Raw genomic sequence first — 17,540 nt, 5'->3', positions numbered from 1 at the left:
TTAACGTGCTAGCGCGCGAAGTCCGTCACCGGTTCGAGCAAGCGGGTTCGTGACTCTGGTGCGGCCGCGCGCAAGGCATCAGCCGACTCGTCGTCGGGTTGACGTTGCGATTCCACTTCAGCGGAAACCCGAGCGAGGTACAACGCCACCTCACGGTCCAACGTTGCTTCATCCCACCCCAGAACGGGTGCGATGAGTTCCGCAACTTGCTGGGCGCAGTCCACTCCGCGGTGCGCGTATTCGATGGAGATTCTGGTGCGCCGCACCAGAACATCCTCAAGGTGCATTGCTGCCTCTGCTGCCGCAGCGTAAACAACCTCCACTTTGAGGTAGTCGGGCGCTGCATCGACCGGGGAGAGAAGTTCCGGCTTGCCGTCCGCAAAAGACAAAACCTCATGCACCATCGAGCCATAGCGGTCCAACAAGTGCCGCACCCGGTAGGGATGCACACCGTACTCGGCGCCCACATGGTCTGTTTGGTTGACGAGCGCGTGATACCCATCGGCCCCAAGCAGTGGCACCCGCTCAGTGATCGACGGTGCTACACGGGCGACAATAAACTGTGACGCCGCCTCGATGGCATCGGCTGCCATGACCCGGTAGGTGGTGTATTTGCCACCCGCGATGGAAATGAGCCCCGGTGCGACCTGCGCTACCGCGTGCTCCCGCGACAGTTTCGAAGTGCTGTCGCTCTCCCCCGCCAACAATGGGCGCAAACCAGCGTAAACGCCGGTGATGTCATCGGGGGTCAATGGGGCAACGAGCACTTTGTTGACGTGCGCGAGAATGTAATCAATATCTGCCCGAGTTGCGGCGGGGTGCGCGAGATCAAGGTTCCAGTCTGTGTCTGTTGTTCCAATAATCCAGTGGCGACCCCACGGAATGACGAAAAGAACAGACTTTTCGGTGCGCAGGATGATCGCAGACTCACTGACAATGCGATCACGCGGGACCACAATGTGCACACCTTTGGACGCTCGGACCCTGAATCGCCCACGCTGGCCTGACAGGCTTTGAAGTTCGTCAGTCCACACACCTGCGCAGTTCACTACAACCTGCGCCTTGACCTCCCCAACAGCACCGGTTTCGGAATCCCGCACCACCACGCCTGATACCCGGTCAGCTTCCTTCAGAAACCCCACAACCTGGGTTGATGTGCGCACAACGGCACCGTAGTGCGCAGCGGTTCGAGCGACTGTGACGGTATGCCGGGCATCATCGACGACGGTATCGAAGTAGCGAATGCCACCGATAAGTGATCGCCGTTTGAGGCCTGGTGACATGCGAAGCGCACCAGCTCTGGTGAGTTGCTTCTGCGCTGGTACCGACTTCGCACCACCCATCCGGTCATACAAGAAAATACCGGCCGACACGTAGGGGCGCTGCCAGTAACGCTTGGTCAACGGAAACAAGAACTCAAGGGGTTTGACGAGATGCGGCGCAAGCCTGCTCATGGCAAGTTCGCGTTCTTTGAGCGCTTCGCGCACGAGCCCGAACTCGAGCTGCTCCAGGTAACGCAATCCACCGTGGAACATCTTCGACGACCGGCTAGAGGTTCCCGAAGCTAGATCCCGCGCTTCCACGAGCCCGACTTTCAAGCCTCGCGTCGCAGCGTCCAATGCCGCTCCGCAGCCGACAATGCCACCTCCGATGACCAGCACGTCAAACTCTTGGGTCGTCAAAGTTTTCCACGCCCGCTCGCGATTCTCAGCGCCGAGTATGTGCGTCTTCGTCTGATGTTTCAACACAACCCCCTAAAAGGCTTCGCAGCGTTCACCAGGCTAGTAGCTTGAGCGTCACACTGACGACTGAATCTGCAGGAGCTACACGTGACCGTGACCACCGACGCATCGACATTCATTGCGGCTATCGACCAGGGAACGACGTCAAGCCGATGCATCCTCTTCAACCGCGCTGGTCAGATCGTGTCGACGGCGCAAAAGGAGCACCGTCAGATCTTTCCCGAAGCTGGTTGGGTTGAACACGACCCAGTGGAGATTTGGACCAATGTCAGAGAGGTTGTGGCCGGTGCGGTTGCAAAGGCTGACCTCGCCAAGGGTGCCATTTCCGCCATCGGCATCACGAATCAGCGCGAAACAACCGTTGTGTGGGACAAAGCAACGGGACAGCCGTTGTATAACGCGATTGTGTGGCAGGACACCCGCACTGAGCGTGTGTGCCGCGAACTTGCGGGCGATGCCGGTGTGGACCGCTACCGGCGGCGCACCGGGCTTCCTATTTCCACATACTTCTCCGGCCCGAAAATCCGTTGGATTCTCGACAATGTTGAGGGCGCCCGCGATCGCGCTGAGCGTGGCGAATTGTGTTTCGGCACTATGGATACGTGGGTGATCTGGAATGCCACAGGTGGCCCACAGGGCGGGGTTCACGTCACCGATGTGACCAACGCGTCGCGCACCATGCTCATGGACCTCCGAACATTGAAGTGGGACCCCGAAATCTGTGCGGATTTTGGGATCCCGATGTCGATGTTGCCGGAGATCCGGAGTTCTTCGGAAATATATGGAACCTCGCGTCCTCGTCGGGGACTTGAGGACGTTCCTATTGCGGGGATCCTCGGTGACCAACAAGCAGCCACTTTTGGTCAAGCATGCCTTAGCCCTGGGGATGCAAAAAACACCTACGGAACTGGGAACTTCTTACTGCTAAACACGGGCACAGAGCCAGTCGAGAGCAAACACGGCCTTCTGACGACCGTGTGCTACAAAATCGGCGCTGACGCTGCCGTGTATGCGCTTGAGGGGTCGATCGCCGTCACTGGTTCCCTGGTGCAATGGTTGCGGGACAACCTCGGAATTATCCAAAATGCCTGCGACATTGAGCCCCTCGCCCGCGGATCGAAAGACAACGGTGGTGTTTATTTCGTGCCAGCGTTCTCCGGGTTGTTCGCCCCACGGTGGCGCCCTGATGCCCGCGGCGCACTGGTGGGCCTAACCCGCTTCCACAACAAGCACCATATTGCCCGCGCTGCGCTTGAAGCGACCGCGTTTCAAACACGGGAAGTGCTTGAAGCTGCCCAGGCCGACTCTGGTGTGACGCTATCGTCGCTCAAAGTCGATGGTGGAATGGTGGCCAACGAGCTGCTCATGCAATTTCAGGCCGACATCCTCGACGTGCCTGTGATCCGCCCCGTGGTGAGCGAAACCACCGCTCTCGGTGCGGCATACGCTGCTGGCCTCGCTGTGGGGTACTGGAGCGGTCTTGACGAGATTCAGGCCAACTGGGCCGTCGATAAGACTTGGACACCAGCAATGGACGCCGACCGCCGTGAACACCTATACGGGCAATGGAACAAGGCGGTCGAACGTACATACAACTGGGTCGAATAACTGGGTTGACAAACTTAGTCGAGGTCGTCGTGGCGCATCAGCTGTCGCGCCGCTTCGTTGATAGACCCGGAAAGCGACGGGTACACAGAGAACGTCGATGCGAGATCGGCAACGCTGAGATGGTTTTGCACTGCCATCGCGATGGGCAGGATCAATTCCGAGGCGTCCGGGGCGACGATGACACCGCCGATGACCACGCCAGTTGCAGGTCGGCAAAAAATCTTGACGAAACCGCGTCGCAACCCCATCATCTTCGCCCGGGGGTTCGTGTTCAACGGCAACATCACGCTGCGCGCGGGCACTTGGCCCTCGTCGATTGCGTTCTGCGAGACGCCAACAGTGGCGATCTCGGGGCGGGTGAAAATCGCGGATGCAACGGTCTTGAGTTTGATGGGGTTCACGCCTTCACCGAGGGCGTGATACATCGCAATACGCCCCTGCATCGCGGCAACCGAAGCGAGGGGAAGGAGCCCTGTACAGTCGCCTGCTGCATAGATGCCGGGCACAGTCGTCCGAGATACGCGGTCGACCTGGATGTAGCCGCCGCTGTTGACTTCAATGCCGACGTTCTCGAGGCCCAACGTGCCAGTGTTGGGCACAGAACCTACCGTCATCAATGCGTGGCTACCTGTCACGGTACGACCGTCGTGAATCTTCACCGTGACGCCGTCGTCCGTGCGTTCAACTGCGTCGGCACGAGCGTGCTTAATCAGGCTCACGCCGCGCTCAGCGAGTGATTCTTCGAGCACCATGGCTGCGTCTGCGTCTTCGCTGGGAAGGACGCGGTCCCGGCTGGTGACTACAGTGACTTTGACACCGAGTTCGGTATAAGCACTAACAAATTCGACCCCGGTCACACCAGATCCAACGACGATGAGGTGTTCGGGGAGTTCTTCTAGGTCGTAGAGGTGCCGCCACGTCAAGATTCGCTCGCCGTCAGGTTGGGCTGTCGGCAATATTCGCGGTGCAGAACCCGTTGCTATGAGCACGACTTCGGCGTCGAGGATGAGTTCCTCACCGTTAAATAGGCTTGCTTGCACCTTGTGGGTGGCAAGCCCGTGGGCGGTGTCGACAAGTTTGCCTTCGCCGCTGAGAAGCCGAACGCCCTCGCGTTGAAGGCGGGCTCGAATGTCTGACGACTGCGCCTGAGCGAGACTCTTAACACGGTCATGCACTTGCGGAACAGAGACCCCGACGTTTTTTGGGTCAAATTCGATGCCGAGCGCCGAAGCGCGGCGGAGGTCGGATCGGATTCCTGTAGAGGCGATGAAGGTCTTGGACGGCACACAGTCATACAGAACACAGGCGCCACCAATTCCGTCAGCATCGACCACGGTGACGTCTGCGCTGTGTTGCGCTGCGACTAGCGCGGCCTCGTAGCCCGCGGGCCCTCCACCAATGATCACAATCCGGTTCATTTGTTCCTCCGTCCGCCTTGGGTAAGCGCCGTTTCGGCTCCTACGCTATAGCCTCGCTGCAGATTGTGTGCGCACAGATGGCAGTATCGGGGAGAATAAGTAGTGTCATGTGCCATACGACGAGAGAGACGTAGGGTTTCGCTGTGCCTTTGTATGCCGCGTATGGGTCAAATATGGACCCAGAACAGATGCTTGCTCGCGCTCCTCATTCGCCGATGGCGGGAACTGGATGGCTGAATGGGTGGCGCTTGACCTTCGGCGGGGACGACATTGGGTGGGAAGGGGCACTGGCCACCGTCGTTGAGGAGCCCGGTTCGCGGGTGTTTGTTGTTTTGTACGACGTACCGCCTGAGGATGAGGTCAACCTCGACCGCTGGGAAGGTGCTGAAATGGGGATCCATCGCAAGCTCCGGGTGCGAGTGGATACGTCAGCCCAAGATTATGTGTTGGCCTGGTTGTACGTACTCGATGCGTACGAAGGCGGACTGCCGTCGGCCCGGTATATCGGCGTTATGTCGGACGCTGCGGAAAAGGCCGGTGCACCAGCGGATTATGTGCATTCTCTTCGGTTGCGTGCGAGCAAAAATGTTGGTCCGGGCCCAACATTCGACTAGGCCGGATAGAACGGCACCGCTGACTTCACGTGAACGTCGGCCTTGTCACCATGAATGAACTGCCGATCACCCGGGCATAGGGAACGTATACGAATTGTTCCAGTGGGATCGCTGACAGTAACGATGGTGGCAGGGCCCGTGAAACGCACATTCGTCACGGTGAATTCGCTGTCTGCGACGGCATGGGCAATATCGACTTGCTCCGGCCTAATGAGTACTTTACCCACGGTGGTGTGTGTACCGATCAGCGGAACCGGGCCAAGCGGTGTGTGGGCCCACCCTTCGGGCGACGAGGTCGCATCTGCCTCGACAATGATGGAATCGCCGACAAAGTTGCCCACTTCGAGCGATACCGGGGTGTGGTAAACCTCTTCGGGAGTGCCGATTTGTGCGATCTTTCCACCGAGCATCACCACAATGCGGTCGGCCATACCGAGAGCTTCGTCTTGGTCGTGAGTAACAAGCACCGATGTCATGTTGCGTTCGTACAGAAGTGTCCGCACATCAGCGCGCAATGTCGCACGTAGGCCCGCATCGAGCGCACTAAAAGGTTCGTCCAACAGCACAACTTGGGGCGACGGCGCGAGCGCACGCGCGAGAGCAACACGTTGCTGTTGGCCGCCCGAGAGTTGCGCAGGTTTCACATGCCCAATACCGGGGAGACCGACGAGTTCAAGCAGTGAATCAACAGTTTCGCGGCGCTGCGGCCGAGCGATGTTGCTCGACCGTGAACCGAGTCGGGAGTGCAACCCATAGGAAATGTTTCGCGCAACATTCAAATGCGGGAACAACGCACCTTCTTGCGGTACGAGGCCAACGTGTCGACGTTCCGGGGATATGTGAGTGCCATTGCCATTGGCGACAGTACGGTGCCCGAGTGCCACCAACCCTGAGTCGATTTTGTGCAGACCCGCGATTGTCCGCAGGAGCGTCGTTTTTCCGCACCCTGAAGGCCCCAGCACAGCGAGGAGTTCACCTTCGTTTACGTCAAAGGTAACGTCGCTGAGCACTTGGCGTCGGCCGTACGATGCCGTAACGCTCTTGACTGTCAGTCCGCGTGGTTTATCGGTCATGGTGTGACCTTCGTGCCTGCTGTCGCAGGTTGCTTCTCGTCGTTCACGTCACCACTAACCTCAACACTCGGATTGGTGGACTTCCACCCCATTACGTTTCCGAGCAGCACCGCTGGCAGTGCCGCTACGAGGATCAACGCCACAGCATAGGGCGCTGCGGCTCCGTACGCTAATTCGGATGTATGGGTCCACAGCCTGGTAGCAAGTGTGTCGACAGCGGTCGGGCGAAGCATAAGTGTCGCTGGAAGTTCCTTCGCCACCGCGAGAAATACTAGCGCCCCACCTGCGGCAGCGCCAGGTAGCGCGAGAGGAAGAACGACACGCAAGTTGGTGCGCCACTTGGGCTCCCCCAATGTCGCTGAGACATCTTCCAGCGACTCAGGAATCGCCGCTACCGATGACCGAATTGCGCCAACAGCAAGTGGGAGGAAAAGCACGACATAGGCGAGCACAAGCATGGGGGCCTGCTGATAGAACTGCGGTAACACTCGGATCCCGAGAAACACCACTGCTAGGCCGACGGTAATACCGGGTAGGGCGAAACCCACGTAGGCCACCGATTCCGCCGTGCGCGCGGCCACAGTGCGAGATCTGGCGGCAAAAATGCCAATGGGGACCGCGGCCAGTGTCGTCACCACAGCAGCAATTCCGGCAACCTGCAATGTTGATGACGTGGCAGCAAAAACCCGCCCCCAGTCGATGGACAGTTGTTGCGCTCGGTACATCCACCGACCAAGTGCAACGAAAGGAAGTACCACCCCGACGGTGATGACCACTGCCGAGAAAAGATACGCAGGAATTCGCATTGCGCCGAGGACAAATGGTCGCGGAATCCGCGGTGCGCCGTGGGCGATACGGGCAGCGTATCCCCGTCGCGCGCGGCGCTCAGCGATGGTCAGCAAGATGGCTGCGGCGGCAAGAACGATACCCAAAATCGCTGCGGGAGTCCGATCGAACGACCCCTGATAGCTCATGTAAATCGCCACGGTGAACGCTTCGAAACGCATAAGCGCAACGGCGCCAAAGTCGCTCAATGTGTAGAGGGCAACGAGTAGTCCACCAGCGGTCGCTGCGGGCCACACCTGGCGAGTGGTGACGGACAAAAGGGCTCGATAGCGGGTCCGGCCGAGAGTTTGTGCAACTTCTTCGCCCGCGGGGTCTGCGGCGGCGAGGGCTGCGGCTACAGGAAGAAAGACATACGGGTAGCTAGCGATTGTCAGAACGATGCTCGCACCGAGAAAGCCCGCGAATTGGGGAAGTTCGGCGATCCAAATAAATCCGAGGACATAGGACGGTATCGCCAACGGGATGGTGAATGCGATGCCAAGCCACCTGCGGCCGGGCAAGTCTGACCGCACCACTATCCAAGCCAGGACAGAGCCGAGGATGATGCAGGCAATGGTCACTGTGATGGCGAGGCCGAAGCTGCGCCAAAAAAGTTCGAACGTGCGTGGACGCATAAGCACCGACCACACAACGTCGGGGCCGCGTTCAAACGCGCGAATCACAAGGTATAGCAGTGGCGTTGCCGCGAGAGCAGCGACACCAAGCGCGGCCAACCCAATTAGTGGGCGGCCGCGCTTGGCGGTTGTGCGCAGAGCGATCAGAGCAAGCCCACCTGTGTGAGGAGTTCTTGAGTCTCTTCCAGCGATTCGAGGTCAGCCAAATCGATGTCGGGACCCTGGAGCTCGTCAAGTTGCGGACGGCCAGGCTCAGATACGGACAACCCGTCAATCAGGGGGTATTCCGAGGTTTCGTCGAGGAAGTACTCTTGCGCTTCCAGCGACAGCATCGCACGTACGACTCGTTGAGCCGCTTCCTGGTTCTCAGAGCTTGCGAGTACGCCAGCACCCGCGATGTTGACGAGAGCGCCTTCATCCCCTGGGGCGAGGTACTTCAACTGTGACCGCATGTTGTCGAGGCCTTGGTCAACCGCAAGCCGGTACCAGTAGTAGTGGTTGATCAAGCCGAGTTCGACCTGGCCTTCTTCGACGGCGGTGAGGATCGCGCCGTTTTTTTCGTACCGTACGGGCTCGTTGTCACGGAATGCTTCGAGCCATTCGCGTGCGCCTTCTTCACCGCGAGATACGCGAAGTGCGGTGACGAATGCTTGCCACGATGCGTTGGTGGGGGCGAATCCGATTTTGCCGCGCCACTCTGGGTCGAGCAATGCATCGATGGTGTCTGGCACGTCAGCTTCGTCCACAGCCTCGCTGTTAAACACGATGACGCGTGCACGACCAGAGGTTGACACCCAGGTGCCGTCGCTGGCTTGGTATGCCTCAGGGACGAGGTTGAGGGTGTCCTCGTCGAGTTCCGCAAGGAGGCCAGCCCTGGCCACTGCGCCGAGCGCTCCTGCATCCTGTGAGAAGTAGATGTCAGCAGGTGAGCGATCGCCCTCTTCAAGGATCTGGGCGGCAAGTTCGGCGGTGTTTCCGTAGCGAACTTCAAGGTTTACGCCAGCTAGTTCTTCGAGTTGCGGAACTAGTGCGTCTACGAGGTCTTCACCACGGCCGGAGTACATCACCAGTGTTGGCGTCTCGGAGGCAGTTGCGGTGTCTCCTCCTGCGGCTGGGGCGGTTGTTTCATCTGAGCTGCACGCAGCCAGTGGGACAGCGAGCGCGACTGCGGTGAGTGCAGTCAAAAAGCGCTTCCGAGTGATCACCTCGGCTCCTTACATTCAAAAAGCGGCGAATACGACTAGGCTACCCTAACTGATGTAAGGCTCACTTATGAAGTTTCGCTTCGAAGGCAAGTCCAGTCAGCACCCGCACGCCATGTTCGATCGCACGCTCGTCAATGTCGAATGTCGCCTGATGCAAGTCGACCTGGGGGCCAACGCCCGACCACACACCCAGGCGCGCCATGGCCCCAGGCGCATGCTCTAGGTACCACGAAAAGTCCTCACCACCACCTGATTGCTCTGTTGAAGCCACAGCGTCAGGCCCTATACGCTCGATTGCGTGGCGGAACATTTGCGCCGACACCACATCATTGACGACTGGTGGCACTCCCCTTCGGTAACGAATTTCGAAATCCACACCCGTGGGCTTAACCACAGACGACACAATTTCTCGCACTAAAGGTTCGAGTAACGACCACGTCGCATGGTCGCCAGTGCGCACCGTGCCTCGCAGCATTCCTTCCCGCGGAATCGCATTCGCCGCATCCCCAGCATGCACAGCGCCCCACGCCATCACAGTTGACGTGCGAGGGTCCACGCGGCGCGTCAACAAACCAGGCACAGCGGTAATCACAGCACCCATTGCGTACACCAAATCGGACGTCAAATGCGGTCTCGACGTGTGACCACCAGCGGAGTAGAAGACAATCTCGACAAAGTCTGCAGCCGAAGTAACCGGACCCGTCCGAATCCCAACCTTGCCCACCTCTAAACGAGGGTCACAATGAAGCGCAAAGATTCGCGAGACGCCTTCCATCGCACCAGAAGCAATAACGTCCAACGCACCGCCTGGCATCACTTCTTCCGCTGGCTGGAAGATGCACCGAACACCGTGCGGAAGCTCAGGCAACGAGCCTAACGCCAACGCTGCACACAGCAATATCGTGGCGTGCACATCGTGGCCACACATATGCGAGACGCCCGGCACCGTCGACGCGTAGGGAACATCGTTGAGTTCCTGCATCGGCAACGCGTCAATGTCGGCCCGCAATGTGAGCCGTCGACCGTTCTCGTCTGCAGGGCCAAGATCGAGCAGCAATCCGGTACCGCCGGGGAACCGACGTGGCCTAAGTCCCGCTTCGACCAGCTTGCGTTCAATAAACGCCGTCGTCCTAGTCTCAGCCCGCGCCAACTCCGGGAACTGATGCAACTCGCGTCGCCACGCAACCATGTCGTCGCGGTGTTGCACTATCCAGCGCTCAATTAGATCCCACACGGCGTCGTGCGCTCCTCCTCGGCCAGGGCCTCATAGTTTAGAACCTGAATAGATCTCTCAGCACAGTGCTGGCTGTTACCCAAACGAGAACGGGGTGTCGCGGGTTTTTACAGCCAACGCAGCGAGCAAATCACCATGAATGCTGCGTTTGATCCCAGCAAGGTTGGGCCCACGTTTGCTCGCGTTGTTCGCCACCCGGCTCACTGCCGTAGCTAGCACGTCCTCGCCTGGGACTGCAGACTGGACGATCCCGCTCTTGAGCGCGTCTTCTCCCCCGAACCGGCGGCCAGTGGTCATCGCCTCAATAGCTGTCTGCTTGGGCAAACGAGAGTTGAGCAACGCATTCATGCCAACAGTAAACGGCATGGATAGGTCAACCTCAGGAAGGCAGTAAAAACCCCGATCGGAGCGCATCACCTGAAAATCGGTGGAAATCGCCAACATCGCGCCCGCCCCGAATGCGTGTCCCTGAATAGCTGACACCGTGGGCATAGGGAACGTGAGGAGACGCGAAAAAATGGTGTGCGAACGGTCAAGGTACTCGGGCACCTTATCGAGATTGCCGAAGATCCATTCGACATCCAGGCCGTTGCTGAAGAACTTGCCGGTCGCCGCTACCACGAGCGCTGCAGGACCTTCCGATGCTTCAACCTCGTCTAAGGAGGCATGCACTGCGTCCATCCAGTCGGGATGGAACCTATTTTCGTTGTCTTGTTCCCCTTCGTTTCCGAGGTAGAGAACAAATACGTCACCGTCGCGTGTCAGATATGGCATGCCCTGAGCTTAATCGTCAGCACATAGTTGAGTTACCTCGACCGGAATGTGCAGCAGCCTACTGAAGCGAAACATTGATAAATGGGACTTTTGACCCCGATCCGTGTGCTAGGTGGCACTATCAGGTGTGGTGGGCAGTGGTGAAAACTGTGAGTGTCGCACACGAAGGTATCGAGGTTATGTGATGTCTGAGAAACGATCAGAACAAGACGAATCGCTGCGCCAACTAGTCGGCTTTGCCACGCGTGCGCCGTCAATACACAACACGCAACCGTGGACAGTCGGCGTTGCTGACAATGCGATCACGGTTTTCGCCGACCCAGAACGTCAGATGCGCGCGGCTGACCCATCCGGGCGGCAGATGATCATCAGTTGTGGCGCATTTGTGCACCACCTCGACGTTGTCTTACACAACGCTGGTTTCGACACCGCTATACATCGATTCCCCAACACTGATGACACCACCCACGTTGCCACAATTGAATTGAAGCCAGCTCGCTACATTGATGAGAAATACCGCAGCCTAGCTGGTGCAGTAACCGAACGGCGCAGTGACAGGCGACCTCTAGGGCCATTGTCAGATGAGGCTGTTGAGACGCTGACCACCGCATTCCACGATGATTCAGTATCGGCTGTCGCGATCACCGGCGGGGGCACGGACCTGTTCCGTCAAGCATCGGAATTAGCTATTGAGAACCGACTCGGCGATGAGAATTACTTGCGAGAGCTAAATTGGTGGAGCGGTCACTACCGGCTTTTCGAGGGCGTCCCCCGTTCAGCTCTCGTGTCGTCGGCTACGCAACAGACGGTGCCCAGCAATCGAGAGTTTCCGGTCGGAACACTCGACGCGGACCGCAAGGTTGAGGACGAAGCCAGTCTGCTAGTTCTCAGCACAAGCAGCGACGACCAGACGCACTGGTTACGATCCGGCGAAGCTATGTCAGCGATCATGCTGGACGCTACGGTTTCTCGTTTGGGTTGCTGCCCAGTCACTCACGTCACCGAACTCGACGAAAGTCGCGCACTAATTCGCTCCGCTGCGGCTGAATCATCCGAAATGTACCGGTACCCGCAGGCTGTCATCCGCGTAGGAGAACGACGTGACGATAGCGCCCCACCAGCTTCGGGTCGTCGCCCAGTGGACGAAATTATTCGTCGCTAGCCTGAGAGCACTAGTTGGCTGAGGTGGGCACTGCCAGCGCCTGCCCTGTGAGTGCTCCGCCATCAATGACAAACTCGGCACCGGTGGTGAACGTCGCCTTCATCACCACGAATTCGACCATATCGGCGACCTCGTCCGGCTCACCAAATCGTGCGATCGGTTGATTCACCACGAGGGAGTCGTCAAAGTCAGCCGTCATCGGTGTCCGAATCGGCCCAGGGTGCACCGAACATACCCGCACCCCCGAGTCGGCAAACTCTAAGGCCGCAGTCTTTGTGATCCCCCGAAGCGCCCACTTGCTCGCAACATAAGCACCAATGTGCGAGTACCCGGCAAGCCCCGCTGTGGACGACACGTTCACGATCACGCCCCCAACCGCACGAAGACTTGCACCACAGGCTCGCATGCCTAGCCACGCACCGGTCAGATTCACGTCGAGAACAAACCGAAACTCGTCAGGATCTTGCTCTTCGATACTCCCGAAGCGTAAAACACCAGCATTGTTGACCAGGACCGATAGTTGACCAAGGGCGCTCGATACCTCAACCACCTCAGCCCATTGCTCAGATTTACGCACGTCAAGGTGACAAAAAGTTGCCTTTGTCCCAAGCTCCGCCGCAAGCTGCTGTCCTTCGTTGTCGAGAACATCTGCGACGACAACATGCATACCGAGATGGTGAAACCGTCGAACAACAGCTTCGCCAATTCCTCTGGCACCACCTGTGACGATGGCGACTTGGGCTAAGTCACTCATGACATTTTCACTACTCCTTGCGTAGACCGTTTCGAACAACAACGAGTGGGCACCTCGAGGCATACATCAGCGTTTCGCTCGTAGAGCGAAAAATGAGACCCGAAATCGGACCCCGCCCATGACTGCCCACTACGAGCAGCGCTGCGGACTGGGATTGGTGCGCGAGCTGCCTCGCTGGGCTGTCCTTAGTGACAACCTCAACAACATCGACTTCCGGGAACTTGTCGCGCCATCCTGCGAGGCGGGTGGACAGCACTACCTTTTCGCCTGTTTCCACCTCGTCCCAAGCAAGGGACGCTTCGGCCGCAATGGCGGTGGTGAGCTGGAAGTCATTCCAGGTGTGGACAGCTTTGAGAACAGCGCCGCGGGCAGCAGCTTCCTCAAACGCAACGGCAATGGCGTCTTCGCTGCTTTCAGTCCCGTCAATACCGACAACCACGTGCGTTGCTGTGAGGTCATTACGCGGCACGACCACGATCGGACAGTGTGCCTTCGCGGCAAGCAAGGCCGCGTAGGGCGCCCCGAGGCGAGTTCGTTTCCCTTGCTCGGATCCCGCCGCAATTACGAGCATATGAGCATCGAGAGTCACTGGAACCAGGCCAGTTTTCACACCACCACCGACGGTGCGCACTTCGATCGACGCATCCGGATTATGGGCCTTAATGATCTCACGAGCGCGCTGAACATCAGCGTCAATCACACTTCCCGGTACACGCCTGAGCACGGACCCCTTCGGGCGCACGAGCATAACCCCGGCCTTATGCAACGCAGCTTCACCAGCCGCCCATTCCACACCTCTAAGGCTCTCCTCGGTCCCATCAACAACGACTGCGATGGGTTGCGTTCCCCAATGCTTTCCACGGGACGTGCGGTTGGGATTCGGCTGGTTCATTCTGGGCCTTTCCGATCGACTTGATACCAGCATGCCTCTATCACAACGCAAATGTGCTTGCCGGTCGAGAGTCCAAACGTCCCTCATTTACGGCCAATAGTCCCACGATCGGCCAACTGCGCAATGTCTGTGGCTTAGGGGAGCCGGTTACCGCCTACGATGGAGACACCCGGCATGAGGAGCGCTCCAATGTTCACGGTATTTCTGGTTGACGACCATGAGGTTGTGCGACGGGGGTTGGTCGACCTCATAAGCGCAGATCCGAAGCTAACGGTAGTTGGCGAAGCTGGTAACTGCGCACAGGCGTTAGCTCGAATCCCGGCTGCCGCGCCGGACGTAGTTATCCTCGACGTCCGACTCCCCGACGGCAATGGCATCGAACTGTGCAGAGAGATACGATCCGCCAACCCTGACCAGAAATGCCTCATCCTGACGTCGTTCACTGACGAACAAGCAATGGTGGATGCGATCTTGGCGGGAGCAGCCGGCTACGTCATTAAAGATATTCGGGGAATGGATCTCACTCAGGCCATCATCGACGTCGGTGAGGGAAAATCCTTGCTCGACAATCGTGCCGCAGCAGCTCTCATGGCTCGACTCCGCACCGGAGCTGTGGAGGCCGACCCCTTCCCTACGCTCACTTCACAGGAACTCACACTGCTTGAACTCCTCGGCGAAGGGCTAACAAATCGCCAGATAGCCGAGCGGATGTTCCTGGCGGAAAAGACGGTTAAGAATTATGTGTCCCGACTCCTCGCGAAACTAGGAGTAGAGCGGCGCACTCAGGCGGCGGTCCTGGCATCGAAGTTGAAGAAGAGGTCATAGCGGTGACATCGTCTCAAACGCCATCTGGAGTAATTATTGAACTCCGAGAACAACTCGACAACCTCAGCCGCGCACGCGACCACCTTGAGGGACTGCTTGAGGCGATGTTGGAGGTGTCAACCGGTTTACAGCTGGAAGACACGCTACGCAGAGTTGTGCGCGTCGGGATTCGCCTTACCGGCGCCAGGTACGGTGCGTTGGGGATCCGAGGTTCTGGCACCAAACTGTCCCGCTTCATTTACGAAGGAATCACAGACTCAGAGGCCGAACGCATCGGGCACCTTCCCGAAGGCTTAGGTATCTTGGGGCTGCTGTTTGACGAGCCCGAGGCGATTAGGCTGTCGGATCTTTCCCAGCACCCCGCATCGGTCGGATTCCCGGCAAATCATCCGCCGATGAAGTCATTCCTGGGCGTGCCAATTCGAATACGTGACAAAGTTTTTGGCAACTTGTACCTGACGGAAAAAGCGCGTGGTGTGGAGTTTAGCGACGACGATCAGATCATTGTTCAACTCTTAGCCACAGCGGCGGGTATTGCTATCGAGAACGCCCGACTGTATGAGGAATCACGCGATCGCCTCCGGTGGCTCGAGGCCCTTAACGAGATAAGTAATGACTTGCTCGGCGGCATGGATCCTTCCCACACGCTGCAATTGGTGGCAGACCTTGCCCGCGATTTGACCAGTGCGGATTTTGCTTTCCTCGCAATCCCGTCCGACCCGGAGCTCGCTTTCGACGACCTTGACGACCTCGTCATTGCGGTCGCATCGGGGCCACAAGCATCGAGTGTTTTGCAGGCGTCGATACCGCTCGATAACTCATTGCCCGCCCGCGCATTCACCACGCGCAAACCGCACAGCAGCGATGAGTTCGCCCATCCAGCTCTAGAACACCTAGATCTTGCGACTGGCCCCACCATAGTGGTTCCTTTACGTGCAGAAAACGCCGTCACGGGTGTGCTTGTGCTGGTCCGCGATGGCGCCAAGACGTCGTTCGAGGATCGTCATCTGACCATGATGACGTCCTTCGCTGACCACGCAGCACTCGCGTTGAAACTTGCCGTGGCGCAGAAAGAAAGACGTGAGCTATCCATTCTCTCCGATAGGGACAGGATTGCCCGCGACCTGCACGACAATGTCATTCAGCGACTATTTGCGGCAGGACTGAGTTTGCAAGGCACTCTCCCCCGAACGAAGTCCCCCGAGGTGCAGGCACGACTCAACGTCCTCGTCGATGACCTTCACGACATTATTCAGGACATTCGTACCGCGATCTTTGATCTTCACTCCCGTTCCGATACGCCAGCCACCACACTTCGCCGTCGCATCCACGACGTCATCTCCGAGTTGACTCACGCCTCAGAGATCACCCACACCTTGATAGTTTCTGGTCCCACTTCCGTGGTGAGCGAGACCTTGAGCAATCACGCTATTTCGGCAATCAGAGAAGCCGTCACCAATGTGGTTCGGCACTCCCGAGCTTCGAGCCTAAACGTCGCCGTGTCCGTAGCAAACGACCTCGATATTGTCATTTCGGATGACGGCATCGGGATAGGTGATCCCCCGCGCCGCAGCGGCTTACGGAACTTGGACGAGCGCGCACGGAGCTGCGGTGGAACATGCAGCATCACCGTCGGCGAGCAAGGTGGAACAACCGTTCGCTGGTCAGTTCCCTTGCCTGACTGATCACCCAAAGTGGGGTCACTTAGGTCCTCGTTTTCGGGGGCCGAATGGCCCTGTTGTAGCGGCAGGCTTTCAGGGATTCTGGATAAGTAGGCACATCACCTCACACTGAAAGAGCGCCGCCATGTCACTTAATCAGCCGATCGTCGTTGGAACTGACGGCTCCACTGCCGCTACAAACGCCGTGCGTTGGGCTGCCCGTCAATCCCGAATTCACAATCTTCCGCTACGCATCGTGACAGCACTGGACGGTCCACCCCAGTACTGGGGTGACTTCGCGCTGCCGTCGACATACATCGCCGAAAGCACCGCTCACGCGAAAGAACGGCTCGCCGAGGCACAGCGAATAGCCGTCGAAGGCGGGGCGCACAGCATCACCACCGATGTCTTGACGGGGTTCGCGCACGTTGACCTGATCACCGAATCCAAAAACGCACACACTTTGGTGCTTGGATCTCGAGGTTTGTCGGCCGTCAAAGCAAACATCATCGGTTCGGTGACCCATTCAGTTGCGTCCTACGTGCACTCACCCCTCGTGGTAGTCCACGACCTCCCATTCGGGTGGGACAGGAAACCCCTCGCACCCGTTGTCGTGGGGGTGGACGGTTCTGAACACAACCGTGCTGCAGTTGACGCAGCGTTCAAAGAGGCGGACCGGTTAGGAACCGAACTAATCGCGGTGCATGCATGGAGTGACACGGCCCTTCCCCGCGCACTGTCACTACACAAGGGCTTGCCGTGGGCAGACTTGATCACCGAAGAGGAAGCGCGCCTTGCCGAATCACTCGCCGGCTGGAAAGAGCAATACCCAGACGTCGATGTTCGCCGCGTAGTCATTAAGGAAAAACCCGCCCGCTACCTTGCAGAGCTTTCCTCTGCAGCCAGTCTGGTTGTGGTGGGTAGTCGCGGTCGCGGTGGCTTTGCTGGAATGCTGCTCGGCTCCACCTCTCGAAGCCTCCTACACAGCTGCCAGTGCCCACTGATGACAGTTCCAGGTGACCGGTAGGCGTTGATCTCGACCGGGGCCTTGATCGGGGGCTGATTCGGCGAGTGGTCCTGCCAGTTTCGCCAGATCACACTAGTGTGGAATGTGTGCG

At 58.4% G+C, this 17,540-nt stretch carries 15 protein-coding genes; 6 read left to right on the top strand and 9 right to left on the bottom strand.

The window, feature by feature from the left end; genetic code table 11:
• Positions 1-8: 8 nt before the first annotated feature.
• Positions 9-1,721, bottom strand: coding sequence for a glycerol-3-phosphate dehydrogenase (glpD, locus tag IEW73_RS08875; RefSeq protein WP_372433588.1), 1,713 nt, complete (start codon positions 1,719-1,721; stop codon positions 9-11).
• Positions 1,722-1,835: 114 nt separating this feature from the next.
• Here glpD and glpK point away from each other — a divergent pair, with 114 nt between their 5' ends.
• Positions 1,836-3,350, top strand: a complete 1,515-nt coding sequence (glpK, locus tag IEW73_RS08870; protein WP_188674934.1) for a glycerol kinase GlpK — start codon at positions 1,836-1,838, stop codon at positions 3,348-3,350.
• A gap of 14 nt (positions 3,351-3,364) precedes the next feature.
• Here glpK and IEW73_RS08865 read toward each other — a convergent pair whose 3' ends face one another.
• Positions 3,365-4,768, bottom strand: a complete 1,404-nt coding sequence (locus IEW73_RS08865) for an NAD(P)H-quinone dehydrogenase (RefSeq protein WP_188673504.1) — start codon at positions 4,766-4,768, stop codon at positions 3,365-3,367.
• Between the two features lie 143 nt (positions 4,769-4,911).
• Between IEW73_RS08865 and IEW73_RS08860 the strand changes: the two genes are divergently transcribed.
• Positions 4,912-5,382 (top strand): gamma-glutamylcyclotransferase family protein, encoded by a 471-nt coding sequence (locus tag IEW73_RS08860; protein WP_188673502.1) that lies wholly within the window; start codon positions 4,912-4,914, stop codon positions 5,380-5,382.
• Here the strand turns inward: IEW73_RS08860 and IEW73_RS08855 are convergent.
• From IEW73_RS08855 to IEW73_RS08835, 5 genes are all read right to left on the bottom strand, one after another.
• A complete protein-coding gene (locus IEW73_RS08855) occupies positions 5,379-6,455 on the bottom strand; it encodes an ABC transporter ATP-binding protein (protein ID WP_188673499.1) in 1,077 nt (358 codons plus the stop codon). The two genes, IEW73_RS08860 and IEW73_RS08855, sit on opposite strands and share 4 nt — an antisense overlap.
• Entirely contained in the window at positions 6,452-8,014 is a 1,563-nt protein-coding gene (locus tag IEW73_RS08850; RefSeq protein WP_229675880.1) for an ABC transporter permease, read from the bottom strand. The genes IEW73_RS08855 and IEW73_RS08850 overlap by 4 nt, the downstream gene beginning before the upstream one ends.
• 44 nt (positions 8,015-8,058) lie before the next feature.
• Positions 8,059-9,120 carry an iron ABC transporter substrate-binding protein gene (locus IEW73_RS08845; RefSeq protein WP_188673496.1) on the bottom strand — a complete coding sequence of 354 codons (1,062 nt, stop codon included), beginning with the start codon at positions 9,118-9,120 and terminating at the stop codon, positions 8,059-8,061.
• Between the two features lie 61 nt (positions 9,121-9,181).
• Positions 9,182-10,309, bottom strand: coding sequence for an amidohydrolase (locus IEW73_RS08840; protein ID WP_241012331.1), 1,128 nt, complete (start codon positions 10,307-10,309; stop codon positions 9,182-9,184).
• A gap of 120 nt (positions 10,310-10,429) precedes the next feature.
• Positions 10,430-11,128, bottom strand: a complete 699-nt coding sequence (locus tag IEW73_RS08835) for an enoyl-CoA hydratase-related protein (protein ID WP_188673491.1) — start codon at positions 11,126-11,128, stop codon at positions 10,430-10,432.
• 184 nt (positions 11,129-11,312) lie between these two features.
• On the opposite strand from IEW73_RS08835, the gene IEW73_RS08830 reads away from it, so the two are divergent.
• Positions 11,313-12,290 (top strand): Acg family FMN-binding oxidoreductase, encoded by a 978-nt coding sequence (locus tag IEW73_RS08830; protein ID WP_188673488.1) that lies wholly within the window; start codon positions 11,313-11,315, stop codon positions 12,288-12,290.
• A 10-nt stretch (positions 12,291-12,300) separates the two neighbouring features.
• On the opposite strand, the gene IEW73_RS08825 is transcribed toward IEW73_RS08830, so the two are convergent.
• Positions 12,301-13,044: an SDR family oxidoreductase gene (locus IEW73_RS08825; protein WP_188673485.1), complete on the bottom strand. Its 744-nt coding sequence runs from the start codon at positions 13,042-13,044 to the stop codon at positions 12,301-12,303.
• A 10-nt stretch (positions 13,045-13,054) separates the two neighbouring features.
• Entirely contained in the window at positions 13,055-13,936 is an 882-nt protein-coding gene (locus tag IEW73_RS08820) for a universal stress protein (protein ID WP_188673480.1), read from the bottom strand.
• Positions 13,937-14,125: 189 nt separating this feature from the next.
• Here IEW73_RS08820 and IEW73_RS08815 point away from each other — a divergent pair, with 189 nt between their 5' ends.
• The 3 genes from IEW73_RS08815 to IEW73_RS08805 all read left to right on the top strand — a co-directional run bounded on the left by IEW73_RS08815 (position 14,126) and on the right by IEW73_RS08805 (position 17,449).
• The gene (locus IEW73_RS08815; protein WP_188673477.1) at positions 14,126-14,761 is read left to right on the top strand and encodes a response regulator transcription factor; all 636 of its coding nucleotides are present in this window, start codon (positions 14,126-14,128) and stop codon (positions 14,759-14,761) included.
• Positions 14,762-14,763: 2 nt separating this feature from the next.
• Positions 14,764-16,446 carry a sensor histidine kinase gene (locus IEW73_RS08810; protein WP_229675879.1) on the top strand — a complete coding sequence of 561 codons (1,683 nt, stop codon included), beginning with the start codon at positions 14,764-14,766 and terminating at the stop codon, positions 16,444-16,446.
• Positions 16,447-16,567: 121 nt separating this feature from the next.
• Entirely contained in the window at positions 16,568-17,449 is an 882-nt protein-coding gene (locus IEW73_RS08805; protein WP_188673474.1) for a universal stress protein, read from the top strand.
• Positions 17,450-17,540 lie beyond the last annotated feature (91 nt).

It is taken from the genome of Hoyosella rhizosphaerae (assembly GCF_014643175.1).
Classification (GTDB): Bacteria; Actinomycetota; Actinomycetes; order Mycobacteriales; family Mycobacteriaceae; genus Lolliginicoccus; species Lolliginicoccus rhizosphaerae.
Note: the sequence above shows the minus strand (reverse complement) of the source record. Positions and strands in the feature narration are given on the sequence as shown.